At 74.8% G+C, this 16035-nt stretch carries 17 protein-coding genes; 4 read left to right on the top strand and 13 right to left on the bottom strand.

Annotation, left to right across the window (positions count from 1 at the left end; genetic code table 11):
* The 7 genes from GTW43_RS35265 to GTW43_RS35295 all read right to left on the bottom strand — a co-directional run.
* Nucleotides 1-488 (bottom strand): ABC transporter permease subunit (locus GTW43_RS35265; protein WP_161306048.1); only part of this gene is annotated, 488 nt, incomplete at its 3' end.
* Entirely contained in the window at nucleotides 481-1473 is a 993-nt protein-coding gene (locus GTW43_RS35270; protein ID WP_161306049.1) for an ABC transporter permease, read from the bottom strand. The genes GTW43_RS35265 and GTW43_RS35270, both read right to left, overlap by 8 nt.
* Complete coding sequence (locus GTW43_RS35275; protein WP_161306050.1) at nucleotides 1470-3062, bottom strand: ABC transporter substrate-binding protein; 1593 nt, start codon at nucleotides 3060-3062, stop codon at nucleotides 1470-1472. The genes GTW43_RS35270 and GTW43_RS35275 overlap by 4 nt, the downstream gene beginning before the upstream one ends.
* Before the next feature lie 97 nt (nucleotides 3063-3159).
* Complete coding sequence (locus GTW43_RS35280) at nucleotides 3160-4260, bottom strand: acyl-CoA dehydrogenase family protein (protein ID WP_161306051.1); 1101 nt, start codon at nucleotides 4258-4260, stop codon at nucleotides 3160-3162.
* On the bottom strand, nucleotides 4257-5441 hold the full coding sequence (locus GTW43_RS35285; protein ID WP_161306052.1) for an acyl-CoA dehydrogenase family protein: 1185 nt from the start codon (nucleotides 5439-5441) through the stop codon (nucleotides 4257-4259). Before GTW43_RS35285 ends, GTW43_RS35280 begins: the two co-directional genes overlap by 4 nt.
* Nucleotides 5438-6424, bottom strand: coding sequence for an NADPH:quinone oxidoreductase family protein (locus GTW43_RS35290; RefSeq protein ID WP_161306053.1), 987 nt, complete (start codon nucleotides 6422-6424; stop codon nucleotides 5438-5440). Before GTW43_RS35290 ends, GTW43_RS35285 begins: the two co-directional genes overlap by 4 nt.
* A gap of 134 nt (nucleotides 6425-6558) precedes the next feature.
* On the bottom strand, nucleotides 6559-7182 hold the full coding sequence (locus tag GTW43_RS35295) for an XRE family transcriptional regulator (protein WP_161306054.1): 624 nt from the start codon (nucleotides 7180-7182) through the stop codon (nucleotides 6559-6561).
* A gap of 98 nt (nucleotides 7183-7280) precedes the next feature.
* Here GTW43_RS35295 and GTW43_RS35300 point away from each other — a divergent pair, with 98 nt between their 5' ends.
* Together GTW43_RS35300 and GTW43_RS35305 are read left to right on the top strand one after the other, a co-directional pair.
* Nucleotides 7281-8378, top strand: a complete 1098-nt coding sequence (locus GTW43_RS35300; protein ID WP_161306055.1) for an NAD(P)/FAD-dependent oxidoreductase — start codon at nucleotides 7281-7283, stop codon at nucleotides 8376-8378.
* A 115-nt stretch (nucleotides 8379-8493) separates the two neighbouring features.
* The gene (locus tag GTW43_RS35305; protein ID WP_161306056.1) at nucleotides 8494-9396 is read left to right on the top strand and encodes an SDR family oxidoreductase; all 903 of its coding nucleotides are present in this window, start codon (nucleotides 8494-8496) and stop codon (nucleotides 9394-9396) included.
* A gap of 7 nt (nucleotides 9397-9403) precedes the next feature.
* Here GTW43_RS35305 and GTW43_RS35310 read toward each other — a convergent pair whose 3' ends face one another.
* From GTW43_RS35310 to GTW43_RS35320, 3 genes are all read right to left on the bottom strand, one after another.
* Nucleotides 9404-9835 carry a PPOX class F420-dependent oxidoreductase gene (locus tag GTW43_RS35310; protein ID WP_161306057.1) on the bottom strand — a complete coding sequence of 144 codons (432 nt, stop codon included), beginning with the start codon at nucleotides 9833-9835 and terminating at the stop codon, nucleotides 9404-9406.
* Nucleotides 9836-9955: 120 nt separating this feature from the next.
* A complete protein-coding gene (locus tag GTW43_RS35315) occupies nucleotides 9956-10795 on the bottom strand; it encodes an enoyl-CoA hydratase/isomerase family protein (protein ID WP_161306058.1) in 840 nt (279 codons plus the stop codon).
* Nucleotides 10792-10959: a hypothetical protein gene (locus GTW43_RS35320; RefSeq protein WP_161306059.1), complete on the bottom strand. Its 168-nt coding sequence runs from the start codon at nucleotides 10957-10959 to the stop codon at nucleotides 10792-10794. The genes GTW43_RS35315 and GTW43_RS35320 overlap by 4 nt, the downstream gene beginning before the upstream one ends.
* Nucleotides 10960-10972: 13 nt before the next feature.
* Between GTW43_RS35320 and GTW43_RS35325 the strand changes: the two genes are divergently transcribed.
* Nucleotides 10973-11587, top strand: coding sequence for a TetR/AcrR family transcriptional regulator (locus GTW43_RS35325; protein WP_161306064.1), 615 nt, complete (start codon nucleotides 10973-10975; stop codon nucleotides 11585-11587).
* Nucleotides 11584-12984, top strand: coding sequence for an MFS transporter (locus tag GTW43_RS35330; RefSeq protein ID WP_161306060.1), 1401 nt, complete (start codon nucleotides 11584-11586; stop codon nucleotides 12982-12984). The genes GTW43_RS35325 and GTW43_RS35330 overlap by 4 nt, the downstream gene beginning before the upstream one ends.
* On the opposite strand, the gene GTW43_RS35335 is transcribed toward GTW43_RS35330, so the two are convergent.
* The 3 genes from GTW43_RS35335 to GTW43_RS35345 form a co-directional block, all read right to left on the bottom strand.
* The gene (locus GTW43_RS35335) at nucleotides 12974-13723 is read right to left on the bottom strand and encodes a PIG-L deacetylase family protein (RefSeq protein WP_161306061.1); all 750 of its coding nucleotides are present in this window, start codon (nucleotides 13721-13723) and stop codon (nucleotides 12974-12976) included. The two genes, GTW43_RS35330 and GTW43_RS35335, sit on opposite strands and share 11 nt — an antisense overlap.
* 67 nt (nucleotides 13724-13790) lie before the next feature.
* Nucleotides 13791-15095, bottom strand: a complete 1305-nt coding sequence (locus tag GTW43_RS35340) for an alpha/beta fold hydrolase (RefSeq protein ID WP_161306062.1) — start codon at nucleotides 15093-15095, stop codon at nucleotides 13791-13793.
* A gap of 121 nt (nucleotides 15096-15216) precedes the next feature.
* On the bottom strand, nucleotides 15217-16035 hold an 819-nt coding region (locus GTW43_RS35345), incomplete at its 5' end, for a substrate-binding domain-containing protein (protein WP_161306063.1).

The raw sequence follows: 16035 nt of genomic DNA on the forward strand, positions 1-16035 counted from the left end.
CAGTGGGTCAGGCCGACGGAGACGACGACCGGCCAGACGCCGGGGCGGAACATGGCGACGATGAAGATGCCGAGCAGCAGGTGGGGCACCGAGGCGAAGGTGTCGACGACGCGCATCACAGCGCGGTCGACCCAGCCGCCGAGCGCACCCGCGAGCGCGCCGACCGCGGTGCCGATGACGGTCGCCACGAGGGCGGCCACCACGCCGACGAGCAGCGAGACGCGCAGCCCGTAGACGCAGCGCAGCAGCAGGTCGCGGCCGACGTCGTCGGTGCCGAAGGGGTGCGCCCAGGACGGTGGCCGCAGTTTCGCCGCGAGGTCGACGGCCTGCTGGTCGAGGTGGACCAGCGGCGGGACGAGGAGCACCGCGAGCACGACGAGGGCGGTGATCGCGGCCGACGACCGCACCCGCCAGGCGCGGGTGGAGCGGCGCCGGTTCCCCCGGGTGCGCCAGGCGGGCGGCGCGGGGTCGAGGATCTGCTCAGCCATCGAAGCCCACCCGGGGGTCGGCGAGACCATAGAGCAGGTCGGCGGCCCAGTTCCCGGCGAGGACGGCGAGCGTCGCCAGCACCGTGAGCGCCGCGAGCAGCGGGAAGTCGACGGAGGTGGCGGCCTGGACGGTCGCGGCGGCGATGCCGGGCCAGCTGAAGACGGTCTCCACGAGGAGGGCTCCGGTGATGAGTTCGGGCACGCGCGAGCCGATGAGGGTGAGCACGGGGAGGGTTCCGGAACGCAGGGCGTGCCCGAACAGGACGGTCCGCGGCGCGAGTCCGCGCGCTCTCGCGCCGCGCACTGGGTCCTCGTCGAGGGCGTCGCCGACGCCCTGGCGTACGTAGAGGACGAACCAGGGCAGTTGCGAGACGGCCAGGACTCCGGCGGGCAGGACGAGGTGGGGCAGCACCTGGCCGGCGCCGACCGTCGCGGACCCGGTGTCGGTGAGCCCGCCGGCGGGCAGCACGCCGAGCTTGAGCGCGAACAGCCAGACGGCGAGCAGCCCGAGCCAGAACGGGGGCGCGGCCTCCAGGGTGTAGGCGAGCGAGGTGACGGTCCGGTCGAGCGGTCCGCCGCGGTACCGGGCGGCGAGCACGCCGAGGAGCGTGCCGAGGACGATCGCGGCGAGGAAGGCGGTGCCGGCGAGGAGGACGGACCAGCCGAGGCGCTCGCCGATGACCTGGGCGACGGGCTGGCGCAGCACGGCCGAGTCGCCGAGGTCGCCGGAGAGCGCGGAGGTCAGCCAGTCCCACCAGCGGGCGGGCAGCGGGCGGTCGACGCCCAGGTTGGCCCGGAGCTGGTCCAGGTTCTCCTGGGAGGCGGTGAGTCCGGCGGTGCCTGCGTAGGCCTTGACGGGGTCGAAGGGCGAGGCGGCGGCGACCGCGAAGACGCCGAGGGTGACGACGCCCAGGACGGGCACGGCGAACAGGATCCGCCGGCCCGTCAGGCGCGCCATCGGCCCCCAGGGGAGCCGTCTGTTCATGCGCGCCAGTCCTCGACGTTCCACCAGGGGCCGGAGGCCAGGCCGTGGTCGTGCGGTTCGACCTGGGTGCTGAGGCCACCGAAGCGCTCGTCGACGACGTAGAGGTGGTCGATGTGGGTGAGGAAGGTGTACCCGGGGTCCTTCACCAGGGCGCGCTGGACGGTGTCGTACGCCTTCTGGCGTTCGGCGCGGTCGCCGCTGCGGCGGGCGGCCTCGAGGGCGGCGTCGACCTGCGCGTTCTCGTACCAGGCCATGTTGTTGAAGCCGTCGCCCGCGAGGGAGGACGTGAGCAGCGTGTACTGGTCGAAGTCGGGGTCGGCGGGGGCGCCGCCGCCCGCGAGGACCGCGTCCTCGGGCATGCGCGGCTCGATGACCTCCCAGGTGCCGGACTCGACCTTGATGTCGATGCCGAGCTTCTTGGCGTCGGAGGCGTAGGCGAGCGCGTGGTCCTGGCGGAGCTTGTCACCGGTCAGGTACCAGAGCGGGAAGGCGGCGCGGACGCCGTCCTTGGCGCGGATGCCGTCGGCGCCCTTCTTCCACCCGGCCTCGTCGAGGATCTTCCGGGCCCCGGCGGGGTCGTACGGACGCTCGGTGCCCCGCGTGAACCAGGGGCTGTCGGTGGGCACGGGCCCGTAGGCCTTCTTGCCGGCGCCCTCGAGGATCCGGTCGACCATGGTCCTCCGGTCGACGCCGATGTCGAGGGCGCGGCGCACGGCGGTGTCACCCGCGACCTTGTTGCCGGTGGGCAGGGTGACGACGCGGTAGTCGAAGGTCTTCGCCCGGTACGTCTTCTTGCCACTGTCCTTCGCGAAGGTCTTCGCGAGGTTGGGCGGCAGGATCGCGCCGTCGAGGTCGCCCGAGCGCAGCCGGGTCGCGCGGACGTCGTCGTCCTTGACGATCGCCATGGTGAAGTGCTCGATCTCCGGCTTGCCGCCCCAGTACCCGGGGTTCGCGTCAAAGACGAGCTTCTCGCCCTTGGACCACTTGGCCAGGGTGTACGGTCCCGTGCCGACGGGCTCGGTGGTGAAGGTGCCGCTGTTGACGTCCTGCCTGCCCGCTATGTGTTCGGGGGCGATGGGCAGGACGGTGCGCTCGGCGAACGGGGCGTAGGGGTACTTGAGGTGGAAGACGACGGTGTCGGCGTCCGTGGCCTCGACGCGGTCGACGGCGTCGAGCTCGGTCTTCGACGCGTTGTTCGTCTTCTTGTCGAGGATCGTCTCGTACGTGAAGACGACGTCCTTCGCCGTGAACGGCTCGCCGTCGCTGAACTTCACGCCCTTGCGCAGCTCGTAGGTGTAGGTGCGGCCGCCGTCGGTGACCTTCGGCAGGGCGGCGGCGAGCGCCGGCCTGAGCTTCATGCCCGCGTCGTGGGTGAGCAGTCCGTCGAAGATCTTCGAGTTGCCGTCCTTGCCGTAGCCGAGGAGCGGGCTGAGCGTGTCGGGCTCGTAGGCGATGCCCACGACCGCGCTGCTGCGGGCGTCCTTGCCGCCGCTGCCGGTGCCGTCGTCCGGCGCCGCGCAGGCGGCGGCGGTCAGTGCGAGTGCGGTGACCGCCGCCGCCGACAGGACGCTCCGTACCGGACGTGCCACGCCGCCCACCCCTGTTCAAGATCGACTGTTGTTGCGAACGGTGCGCAATAATGCCATCTCGTCAAGGGTGGGCAAAGACGGGGTCAAGCCATCGTCGTCACGGCGCCCGCAGATCGACCAGTTCGGCCAGGTCCTCCCGGTGCCGGCCGGCCGTGCCGAGGGCGATCGAGTCGGCCTTGGCCCGCTTGAGGTACAGGTGGATCGGGTGCTCCCAGGTCATGCCGATGCCGCCGTGCAGCTGGAGGGCCTCCTCGGCGGCGTGCACCGCGACGGGCGCCGCGAAGGCCTGGGCGACGGCCACCGCCACGTCGGCGTCGTCGCTGCCGGCGGCGAGCGCGTCCGACGCGTTGCGCGCGGCGGCCTTCAGGTTGACGACCTCGAGCCAGAGCCGGGCCAGCCGGTGCTTGAGCGCCTGGAACGAGCCGACCGGGCGGTTGAACTGGTTCCGCTCGCGGGTGTAGCGCACGGTCTCCGTCAACAGCCAGTCGCACAGGCCCAGTTGCTCCGACACGAGCAGGCCCGCACCGGCGCGCAGCGCGCGCCGCACGACGGGCGCGGCGGCGGGTGCGAGCGGCCGTCCGGCGACGCCGTCCAGCGTCAGGGCGGCCAGCGGCCGGGTGCGGTCGAGAGAGACCTGCGGCGCGACGGTGACCCCGGGGGCGCCGTCGTCGACCGCGAAGAGACCCTCGGCCGTCGGCACGAGGAACACGTCGGCGGCGACCGCGTCCGCGACCCCCGTGACGGTGCCGGTGAGCACGCCGTCCTGCGCGCGCACGCTCCATTCCTCGCGCGGCGCACGGTCCGACAGGGGCACCGCGAGGGCGCCGAGGGTGCGGCCGGAGGCGAGCGCGGCCAGCAGGCTCGCGGCCTCGTCACCCTCGCACCCGAGCAGCGCCTCGGTCGCGACGACGGCACTGGTCAGGTACGGGACCGGCGTGACCGCCCGGCCCAGCTCCTCGAGCACGACGGCCGCTTCGCGGTGCGAGGCGCCCTGGCCGCCGCGGTCCTCCGGGACGAGCAGGCCCGCGAGGCCCATGGTCTCGGCCAGGTTCTTCCACAGGGCCCGGTCGTGGGGCTCGTCCGTCTCCGCGCGGGCCTGGACGGCGGCGGCGTCGCTGTGGTCGGCGAGCAGGTCGCGGACCGCGGACCGCAGCGCTTCCTCTTCCTCCGTGTAGAGGAGGTCGGGCTGATGGCTCATCGGGAGAGGTCCTTCCAGGCGACGTCCTTGTCGGTGCGCGGCTCGGGCGGAAGGCCCAGGACCCGCTCGGCGACGATGTTCAGCAGGATCTCGCTCGTCCCGCCCTCGATGCTGTTGCCCTTGGCGCGCAGATAGCGGTACCCGGCCTCGCGGCCCGCGAAGTCGACGAGCTCGGGGCGGCGCAGCGTCCAGTCGTCGTACAACAGGCCCTCTTCGCCGAGGAGTTCGACCTCAAGACCGCTGATCTCCTGGTTGAGGCGCGCGAAGCCGAGCTTCATGCCGGCGCCCTCGGGGCCCGGCTGGCCCGCGACGAGCTGCTGGCGCAGCCGCTCGCCGGTGAGCCGGGCGACCTCGGCCTCCACCCACAGGGTGACGAGCCGCTGGTGCAGGTCCTGGGTGCGCAGCTCCGGGCGCTCGCGCCAGGTCCGCGCGGCGATGCCGATCAGGCCGCCCTCGCGCGGGATGCGGGCGCCGCCGATCGCGACGCGCTCGTTGTTCAGCGTGGTCTGGGCGACCTTCCAGCCGTCGCCGACCTCGCCGAGGCGGTGGGCGTCGGGGATGCGGACACCGGACAGGAAGACCTCGTTGAACTCGGCCTCGCCCGTGATCTGGCGCAGCGGGCGCACGTCGACGCCGGGGTCCGTCATGTCGCAGACGAAGTAGGTGATGCCCCGGTGCTTGGGCACGTCCGGGTCGGTGCGGGCGATGAGGATGGCGAAGCGGGCGTTGTGCGCGCCGGAGGTCCACACCTTCTGCCCGTCGACCGTCCACGTGTCGCCGTCGCGCACGGCGCGGGTGCCGAGCGCGGCGAGGTCCGAGCCCGCGCCCGGCTCGCTGAACAGCTGGCACCACACCTCCTCGCCGGTCCACAGCGGCCTGAGGAAGCGCTTCTTCTGCTCGTCGGTTCCGTACCGGAGGATGGTGGGGGCGGCCATGCCGAGCCCGATCCCGTTGCGCCGGGGGTCGTTGTCGGGGGCGCCCGCGGCCTCGAGCTCGGCGTCCACGACGGCCTGGAGGGCGCGCGGCGCGTCGAGTCCGCCGAGGCCCTGCGGGTAGTGCACCCAGGCGAGTCCGGCGTCGAAGCGGGCCCGCAGGAAGTCCTCGCGCCCGGTCGTGGCGGGCGGGTGCGCGGCCAGGAACCGGCGGGTCAGCGACCGGAGTTCTGCGGCGTCGGCGCTCATGCGGCGGCCCCTTCCGTGCGGGCGTCGAGTCCGGGCACGACGACGACGCGGCCCGTGGTGACGCCGTCGGCGACGCGCTGCACGGCGGCGGAGGCGCCGTCGAGGGCGACGCGCTCGCTGACGAGCGGCTTGACGGCGCCACGCGCGGCGAGCTCGGTCAGCCGCTCGTGGCAGTGCGGGATCAGCTTCGGGTTCTTGCTCGCGTACAGGCCCCAGTGGAGGCCCATGATCGAGTAGTTCTTGACCAGCGCGTGGTTGAGCGCCGGGCTCGGGATGCTGCCCGAGGCGAAGCCGACGACGACGATGCGGCCCTCGAAGGCGACGGTCTTGGCGGACTGGGTGTAGGCGTCGCCGCCGACCGGGTCGTAGACGACGTCGGCGCCCTTGCCGCCGGTGGCCTCCTTGACGGCGGCGATGACGTCCTCGGAGCGGCGGTCGATCACGACGTCGCAGCCGAGCCCGGCGGCGACCGCGGCCTTCTCGGGGCCGCCGACGACGCCGATGACACGGGCGCCCGCCGCCTTGCCGAGCTGTACGGCCGCGGAGCCGACACCGCCGGCGGCGGCGTGCACGAGGAGCGTCTCGCCCGCCTGGAGGCGGGCGCGCTGGTGCAGGCCGAACCAGCCGGTCTGGTAGCCGATGTGCAGGGCGGCCGTCTCCGCGTCGTCGAGCGCCTCGGGTGCGGGCAGCAGGGCGCGGGCGTCGGCGACGGCGTACTCGGCGAAGCCGCCGTGGGGCAGCACCGGGTTGGCGATGACGCGGCGGCCGTCCTCGGTCTCGCCGCAGATCTCGACGCCGGGCGTGAACGGGAGCGGGGGCCTGACCTGGTACTGACCACGGCAGAGCAGGGCGTCCGGGAAGTTGATGGCGGCGGCGCGCACCTTGAGCAGGACCTGCCCCTCGCCGGGGACGGGGCGCTCGGTCTCGTCGAGGCGCATCACCTCGCTCGGCTCGCCGTTCTCGTGCACTTGCCATGCCTGCATGCGGGGCCTCCACGGGACTGCGTCGTCACACCGGGTTCCTCGGCCGGTCACCGACCGGCCCAGCCGCATACTAAGCGGTCGCTTGCCCTTCTGTGAATGCCTCCCCGCGAACGACCCGCCCGACTCCGGCCGGGTCAGTCCTGCGCCGCCCGGGACGGCCGCGCCCGGACGTGCATCCGCTCGCCCTGCGGCCCGAAGAGGCTCAGGAACTCGGCGGGCCCCTCCCCCGTCGACCCGAACCAGTGCGGGACGCGCGTGTCGAACTCGGCGGCCTCCCCCGGCCCGAGCACCACGTCGTGCTCACCGAGCACGAGGCGCAGCCGGCCCGAGAGCATGTAGATCCACTCGTACCCCTCGTGGGTCTGCGGGTCCGGCTCCAGGTTCCGCTGGGGCTCGATGACCTTGTACGCCTGCAGCCCGCCCGGCTGCCGGGTCAGCGGGTACATCGTGCGGCCGAAGTGCGTGATCGGCTTGGCCCGCACCCGGGGGTCACCGACCGGTGGCGCACCGACCAGCTCGTCCAGCGCGACCTGGTGGGCGCGCGCGATGGGCAGGAGCAGCTCCAAGCTGGGCTTGCGCAGGCCGGACTCCAGGCGGGAGAGCGTGCTCACCGAGATGCCGGTGGCCTCGGAGAGGCCGGACAGGGTGGCACCGCGCTCCTTGCGCAGGGCTCTGAGCCGTGGCCCGACGCCCGAGAGCACGGCGTCCGTGCTCGCCTCGGGCTGCTCGTCGGTGGGGGTGCGATCGTGCGGCGTCATGCTTCCATTGCAGTTTCGGCAAAGCCGTTTGTCAATATGTGAGCGTCAGGTGCACCTTCGAGAGCGAGGGTTTCCCACGTTCACGCGAGGTGGTCATGATGAGCAGCACCCAGCAGCACCGGCAGGACGCGCACGACGCACACGACGCACACGGCCCGTACGACGGACAGGACGCGGACGCGCCCGGCCGGCACGGCAGCTACGACGTGGTGGTGGTCGGCGGCGGCGCGGCGGGCCTCTCCGCCGCCCTGATCCTCGGCCGCTCGCGCCGCTCCGTGCTCGTCGTCGACGCGGGCGAGCCGCGCAACGCACCGGCCGCACACATGCAGGGCTACCCCTCGCGCGACGGCATGCCGCCGGCCGAGTTCCTCGCCGTCGTGCGCGCGGAGGTCGCCGGGTACGGCGGCGTCCTGGTCCGGGACCGGGTGACGCACGCGGCGCCGGACGGCAGCGGCGAGTTCGACGTGACGCTCGCCGGCGGTGGCCGGGTGCACGCGCGCCGGCTCGTCGTCGCGACCGGCCTCGTCGACGAGCTGCCGGACGTGCCGGGCCTCGCCGAGCGCTGGGGCCGCGACGTGATCCACTGCCCGTACTGCCACGGCTACGAGGTGCGCGACCAGCCGGTCGGGGTGCTGTACTCCCCCGCGGCGGGCATCCACCAGGCGCTCCTGTTCAGCCAGTTGTCGGACGACGTCACACTGTTCCTGGACGGGGCCGACGAGGACGCGCTGCCGGACGCCGACTGGCAGCTGCTCGCGGCGGCCGGGGTGAGCGTGGTGAGCGGGCCGGTCGCGGGGCTCGTCGTGACGGACGACCGGCTGACCGGCGTACGGCTCGCGGGCGGCCGGGTGTTCGCGCGCTCGGTCCTCGTGGTGGCGCCCAGAATGGTGCCGCGCGACACACTCCTGACCGCGCTCGGCGCCCGCACCCAGGAGACCCCCGCCGGACCGTTCACCGCGGTGGACGCGACGGGCCTGACGAGCGTGCCGGGCGTGTGGGCGGCGGGCAACGCGACCGGTCCGGCCGAGCAGGTCGTCCACGCGGCCGCCGCGGGGTACCGGGCGGGCACCGTCATCAACATGGACCTGCTGCACGCCGATCTGGAGCGGGCCGCCGAGCGGCGCCGCGCCGGGGTCTTCTCCCCCGAGGGCGAGCGCGCCGTGGCCCGGGCCCGCAAGGCGGCCGTGCCGAGCTGACGCGGCCGCGTTCGGCCCGGCCGCGGCGGGGCCGGGAAGCGGCGGCGGGCCGGGAAGCGAATCCGTCGCCGCGCAGGCATGGAAAGGTACGGCCGCGCGCGGTATCCATGCCCGCATGACCTCCCCGAGCCCGCTCCCCGGCCTGCCCGCTCCGCCCCCGCGCGGCTCCGCCGCACTGCCGCCGGGCAGCTACGACGGCCGGCTCGTCCTCGTGACCGGCGGCGGGACCGGGCTCGGCCGGGCCGTCGCCGCCGAGTTCGCCCGGCTCGGCGCGTCGCTGGTCCTGGTGAGCCGCAGTGACGAGCATCTGGCCCCCGCCCGCGCCGAGTTGGCGGCCGTCCCCGGAGCCGGGCGGGTCACGTCGGCGCTGTGCGACATCCGGGACGCCGAGCGGATCGCCGAGGCCTTCGACGCGGCCGTCGCCTCGCACGGGCGCCTCCCGGACGTCCTGGTCAACAACGCGGCGGCCAACTTCCCGGTCCCGGCCGAGGACCTGAGCCCCAACGGCTGGCGCGCGGTCGTCGACATCACGCTCACCGGCACGTTCCTCACGACGCGGGAGTTCGCGCGCCGGCACCTCGCCGCGGGCACCCCGGGCTCCGTCATCGCGGTCGGCGCGTCGTACGCGTGGACGGGCGGCCCCGGGTACGCGCACAGCGCCGCGGCCAAGGCGGGCGTCAAGAACCTGGTCGAGACGCTCGCCGTGGAGTGGGGCCCGTACGGGATCCAGGTCAACGGCCTGGTGCCGGGGCTGATGCCGCACGAGGACATGACCCGCGACATCCGCTCCGCGCTCGACCGCGCGCCGGACCCCGGCGCCCGCCAGCCCGCGCTGCGGGTGGGGGCGCCGCGGGAGCTCGGCTGGGCGGCCACCTTCCTCGCGTCGCCGTACGCGCGCTACATCAGCGGGCACACGCTCGTCGTCGACGGCGCGAACTGGCAGCGGCGCGACCTGGTCAACAGCCCGGTCACGCCGGTGCGCGAACAGCTCGGGCGCGCCCCCTTCGAGCTGCCCTGACACAGGGTCAGCCGATGCTCTGCCCGTACACGTGCTCGACCGACATCGTCATCAGGACTCGGCGGTCGGACACCATGACGGCGCGGTACTCGTCCCAGTCGGGGTGTTCGCCCGCGGCCCTGCGGTAGTAGTCGACCAGCGCCTCGACCTCGGCGCCCCGCGGGTCGGTGCCGGGGCCGACGAGGTCGACCGTGCCCTCGGCCGTCGCCCAGGAGCGCCCGTCCGGGCCGGTGACCTCCAGGGCGGCCCGCGGGTCACGGCGCAGGTTCGCCGTCTTCGCGCGCCCCTCGGTCATCGACACGTAGAGCGTCTCGGCCGCCCGGTCGTAGAACGGCATGACGGGTGAGAGCTGGGGGCGCCCGTCGGACTTGAGGGTGGCGAGGACGCCGAGGCGGCTCCCGGCGAGGAGGGCGCGGGGGTCGAACGGTGCGGAGGTCATGGCTGCCTTCCGGACGGATCGGTCTGCGGACGTCCGGGCCGCGGCGGCCCGGACGTCGGTCAGAACCCCCGGGCGGCGCCGCTTCTTCCCGCCGCGCCGGCGGACCACCCGGACAGGTGGCTACGCACCGCGGAACCGGGGCGGCCTGCGCCCCGCCCGGGCGGTGAACCCCTCGGTGGCGTCCTGCGAGGTGAGCGTCAGGGCGGCGCTCGTCGCGACACGGTCGAGGGCCGCGTCCAGACCCGCGTCCGCGTAGGCGTCGATGTCCCGCTTGACCGACTGCACCGCGAGCGGTGCGTTCGCGGCGATCTCGGCGGCCGTCGCGCGCGCCGTCCGCTCCAGGGCGTCGGCCGGGACCACCTCCTGGAGGAGGTGGAGCCGGTACGCGGTGGCGGCGTCGATCCGCCGCCCGGTCAGCGCCAGGTACTTGGCCCAGCCGGCACCGGCCTCCCGCGCGATCCGCAGGTCGCCGCCCGCGTCGACGGCGACGCCGAGCTGCGCCTCGGGCAGCGCGAACACCGCGTCCTCGGCCGCGATCCGCACGTCCGCCATCAGGGCGAGCTCGAAGCCGAAGCCCAGGCAGTAGCCCTGCACCGCGGCGACGACGGGCTGCGGGAGCCCGGCGAACGCGGCGAAGCGCTCGTGCACCCAGCGGATGCCCTCGTAGTACCCGCGGGCACGGGCGGCGCCGCTCTCGCCCTCGATGCCGCCGCCGGGCGCCGTGACGTCGATCCCCGCGCAGAACGCGCGACCCTCCGCGCGCACCAGCACGACCCGGACGCGGTCGTCGAAGCGGATCCGGTCGGTCAGCACGCCGAGCTGCCGACTCGCCTCCCAGCTCCAGGCGTTGAGTTTGGCCGGACGGCACAGCGTGAGCACGCCGATCCCGTCCGGTTCGACGTCGAGCCGCAGCCGCAGCCCGTCCCCGTCGGGCAGGGTGCCGTCGGTCGTGTCGATCATGCTGCCTCCAGCCGGGCTCGGGCTCCGCGGGCGGCGCGCAGCGTACCGGCTGCGGCCGCGACCTTGAAGACCCGGCACGCGGGCGTCCCGGAGCCGAGCAGGGAGGCGAGCGGGCAGCCGAGCGCGGCGGCGAACAGGGAGTAGACACTGTCTACTCCGATCATGTAGACAGTGTCTATGCAGCGAGAGAACGAGCACGGACGGACCGACACCGGCGGGAGCGGCGGCGCGGGGCTGCGCGAGCGGCTCGTCGACGCGGGCGTGGCCCTGGTCGCCGAGGACGGCGCGGCGGCGCTGTCCCTGCGGGAGATCGCGCGCCGCGCGGGTGTCTCGCACGGCGCCCCGCGGCGCTGGTTCCCCACCCACCTGGAGCTCCTGTCGGCCATCGCCCGGCGCGGCTTCGCCGACCTGGGCGCACGGGCCGCCGCAGCCGTCGACGGGACGGATCCGGACCCGCGTGCCCGGATCGCCGTCCTGGCCCGGGTCTACCTGGACTTCGCGGCGGAGCAGCGCGGCATGTACGAGCTGATGTTCCGTCACGACCTGCTGGAGAGCGACCGGTTCGGGCTGCGTGAGACGAGCCTGCCGCTGTTCGGGACGCTGGTGGAGCTGGTGGCCGAGGCCCGGCCGGGGGCCGAACCCGCGGTCGTGGCGGGGGCGTTGTGGGCGAACCTGCACGGGGTGGCTCAGCTGTGGGGCTGGGGCAGTCTCCAGCTCGCCACCGGCTCCGCGGACCCAGGCCCGCTGCTCGCCGCCGTCCTGACCGCCCACCTCGGCCCGGCCGCCCGGTGAGCGCCGCGGCACACCGCCGGGTGGCGCTCGCCGGCAGCGTGGTCGGGGCGGTGCTGGTCGCGCTCGACGGCACCGTGCTCACCATCGCGCAGCCCGCGCTCAAGGACGATCTGGGAGCGAGCCTCGACGCGGTGCAGTGGACCAGCACCGCCTATCTGATCACCGTGGCGAGCCTGCTCGTCTTCGCGGGCCGGCTCGGCGACCGGTACGGGCACCGGCGTCTGTTCGGGTACGGGATGCTCGGCTTCGCGGCGGCCTCGGCGGGCGTCGGCCTCGCGCCCGGCACGGGCTGGCTGATCGCGGGCCGGGTGGCGCAGGGGGTGTGCGGTGCGCTGCTCCAGCCCGCGACGCTCGGCATGCTGCGGGCGGCGTTCCCGGCGGACCGGCTGGGACCGCCCATCGCCGCGCGCACCGCCGCGATCGGGCTCGCGGCCGCGGCCGGACCGCTGGTCGGCGGCATCCTGACGACCCGGTTCGGATGGCGCTCGGTGTTCTTCCTCGGCGTGCCGCCCGCGGTGGTGATCGCCGCGCTGGTGCTGCTCGTCCGCGCCCCCGGGCCGACACCGCGCCCCGCACGAGCGGCCGGGCTCGACCCGGGCGGGGCGCTGCTGCTCGGCTGTGCGCTGGCCGGTCTGGTGACGGCGCTCGTGTCCCCGCACGGGGCATCCGCGGTGGCCGCCCTCGCCGGTGCGACGGGTGCGGCGCTGCTCCTGGTGCGGCACGAACGGCGGACCGCCGACCCGCTGCTCGCCCCGGCGGTCGTCGCCACGCCCGTCACGGCCGCGGCGCTCGGCATCCTCCTGACCGCGTCCGCCGCCCTGTTCGGCGCACTGTTCACGGCGACGTACTTCCTTCAGGAGCTGATCGGCCTCGATCCTCTGGGGACGGCGCTGCGCATGGCGCCGCTCGCGCTGTGCATGGTGGCGGCGGCGCCGCTCGGCGCCGTGCTGCTGCGCCGGTGCGGCGCACGGGCGACGACGACGGGCGGGCTCGTCGTCCTGAGCGTCGGCGTGCTGGCCTTCGGGCGGCTCGGCCCGGGAGCGTCCGCCGCCGCGACCGGGCTCTGCGCCGCCGCGATGGGGGCCGGGTTCGGCACGGTCATGGTGAGCGCGACGGAGGTCCTGGTGCGGCGGGCGCCGAAGGCCGACGCAGGAGTCGCGGGCGGGCTGCAGCAGACGGCGATGAACGTCGGCCCGACGCTCGGGGTGGCGCTGACGACGATGATGCTCGCGTCCGGCGGCACCGGGCAGCACGACGCGCTCGGCGCCGGGTTCGCCGCGTCGATGCGGACGGCCCTGACGGTCCTCGCGGCGCTCACGGCCGTCGCCGCGGTCGCCGCGCTGCGTGCGCTGCCCGCCGGGGCCCCGCCGCACCCGGCCCCGGAGGTCAGCGGCTGAACAGCTCGAACGGCACGGCGGGCCGGCCGCCGAACCGGTCGGCCGCCGCCTGCGCGTTCCCGGTGAGGAAGGTGCGGCAGTAGGTCTCCGGGTCCTCGTCCGTCAACACCTCGATGTAGGTGCGGTGTTCGAGCAGGGAGCGGACGGACCGCTCCAGTCCGGGCGTCGCGTCGACGGCGTGCGTGGGCCGCACGGAGCCCGCGACGGCCACCCACTTCACGCCGTTCCACGGCTCGAGTCCCTGCTCGGTCAGCTCGGGGAAGATCCAGCGGTTGCCCGCGTCCCCCGCCGCGTCGAGCGTGGCCCGGCCGACGGCGACGTGGTCGGGGGTGTTCCAGTACACGCCGCCCCATGTGTCGCGGTGGTTGAGCGTGACGACCAGCTCGGGACGGTGGCGGCGGATCGCGGCGGCGATGTCGCGGCGCAGGGCCGTGCCGTACTCGATGACGCCGTCGCGGTGGTCGAGGAACTCCACGGTGTCGACCCCGACGACGGCGGCACTGGCCCGCTGCTCCTGCTCGCGCAGCGGGCCGCACTTCGCCGGCTCCAGCGTGTCGATCCCGGCCTCGCCGCGGGTCGCGAGGACGTACGTGACCTCGCGGCCCGCGTCCGTCCACGCGGCGACGGCCGCGGCACAGCCGTACTCGAGGTCGTCGGGGTGGGCGACGACGGCCAGGGCCCGGGTCCAGTCCTCGGGCATCGGCTCCAGCGGGGCGGTTTCCTTCGCGGGCTCACTCATGTCCGGCAGCGTATGCGGCCGGGGCGCGGCCCGCGCGGTTTCCCGACCGCCGGCGGAGCGCCCCGGCCTAGACCTCGCCGCGCACCATTCCCAGCAGCCGGTCGAGGACGCGGGGCCCGCCCGCGCGGACCCCGTCGTGCTCGAACTCGTTCGTGACCCAGCACCGCGCGCCCCGGATCCGCTCGGCGGTGCGCAGCGACATCTCGCGGTCGACGTACATGTCGTCGAAGTAGACGGCCGCGGCGACCGGCACCTCGTTCGCGGCGAGCCGCGTCGGATCGTAGAGCGGGGCCCAGCCGGTCCGGGCGGCGACGAGCTCCGCCGCCTCCTTCAGGGGGCGCAGCGCCGGGTCGGCGTCGAACTGCCAGGGGTGCACGCTCTCCCCCGTGAACAGCAGCGGGCCACCGTTCACCAGCGTCTTCTCCCCGTCGAACTGGGGGAATCCGCCGCGCACCCGCTCCGCGGACCAGTCGGTGGCGCGGCCGCCCTGGGCGTAGATGACCTCGTGCAGGACCGCGTAGAGCGGGTTGCTCGCGTACGACAGGGCCGCGACGAGCTGCTCCTGGAACGCGTCGGAGAGCTCGCGGCCGCCGGGGGTGCGCACGAACGCGTCCTCCAGCAGGTAGTGCAGCCGGTCGCTGCCGTCCCCGCCGCCGAGCCAGATGCCGAGGGACTGGAACGCCTCCAGGGTGAGCCGGTAGCCGCCCGGCAGGACGGGCTCGCGCTCCAGGACGAACGCGCCGATCTCGCGGGCCCGCTCGACGTCCATGGGGTACCGGGCGTAGTGCGCGCGGACCTTGCGCTCGATGCGCGGGAACGCGGCGCGGTAGACGTCGTCGGCGTGCCCGTCGAGGGCGGGCAGCCCGCCGGTGATCAGGGCGGCGGCCAGGCCCTCGGGCGCCGTCGACAGGTAGTGCGTGGCGCAGAAGCCGCCGAAGCTCTGGCCGAGCACGGTCCAGGGGGCGCCGCCCGTGACCTCACGGCGGATCAGTTCGCAGTCGCGGACGATGGAGTCGGCCCGGAACAGGCCCAGGTACGCGGCCTGCCGCTCGGCGTCGCCGCGCAGCGGGAGGGTCTGCCGGTTGACCGGGCTCGAGGCGCCGGTGCCGCGCTGGTCGAGGAGCAGCACACGGTGGTCCTGCAGGGCGCGGCCGAGCCAGGCCTGCTTTCCGGAGAAGCGGTGGGCACCGAAGCCGGGGCCGCCCTGGAGGTAGAGCAGCCAGGGCAGATTCTCGTGCTCGCGGCCCGCGGCGACCACCTCGCGCGCGTACAGCTCGATCTGCTCGCCGTCCGGGGCCTCGTGGTCCGTCGGGACGGTGAAACGGCGGTCGGTGAGGACGACCCCGGGCTGCCGGTATCGCGCGGCGCTCAATTCGACTCCATGACGGCTGCTGGGACAGGGCTGGGACGGGTGCTCGGATGACGGTACCCGGGCGCCGGAATCCGGACGGCCCGGTCCGCACCAGTTCAGCACATCCGTGCCGGGCCCCGGCTCAGCGGGGGCCGAGGCTGGAGCCGCGCACCACGAGTTCGGGCTGGAGGACGACGCGGCGGTGCTCGTGTCCGCCCTCCGGTGCGTCGACGGCGGCGATCTCCTCGAGGAGCAGGCCCGCGGCGAGGGCGCCCATGGTCACGGCGGGCTGGCGCACGGAGGTGAGCGGAACGGCCGCCGCGGCCGCGAACTCGATGTCGTCGTACCCCACGATGGCGATGTCCTCGGGGACCCGGACGCCCGCCGCGTACAGGGCCTGGAGCACACCGAGCGCGAGCAGGTCGTTCGCGCAGAACACGGCGGTCGGCCGGTCCGAGAGACCCAGCAGACGGGCGCCCGCGTCCCGGCCGGCCGCCACGTCGAGCCGGTCGGTGGGCAGTTCGTGCAGCGCGGAGGCGGGCACCCCGGCCTCGGCGAGCGCGCGCAGAACGCCCCGGCGCCGGTCGGCGACCTGGTTGAGCGCGGGCGGTCCGCTCACGTACGCGATGCGGCGGTGGCCGGCGTCGACGAGGTGCCGCGCGGCGAGCGCCCCGCCGGCGACGTCGTCGACGGAGACCGAGCACTCGGTGGCGCCCTCGGCGACCCGGTCGACGAGCACGAAGGGGATGTCGTGGCGCCGGAAGCGGTCCACCGTGGCGCCGGTCGCCTCGGCCGGCGTGAGCAGCACGCCGCGCACCCGCTGCTCCGCGAAGAGCGACAGATAGTCGGCCTCCTCGGAGACGCTCTGCGCGCTGTTGCAGACCATGACGCCGAGCCCGGCCGCGCGGGCGGCGCGCTCGGCGCCGCGCGCGACGTCGACGAAGAACGGGTTGCCCATGTC

Source organism: Streptomyces sp. SID5785 (assembly GCF_009870065.1).
In the GTDB taxonomy this organism is placed as follows: Bacteria; Actinomycetota; Actinomycetes; order Streptomycetales; family Streptomycetaceae; genus Streptomyces.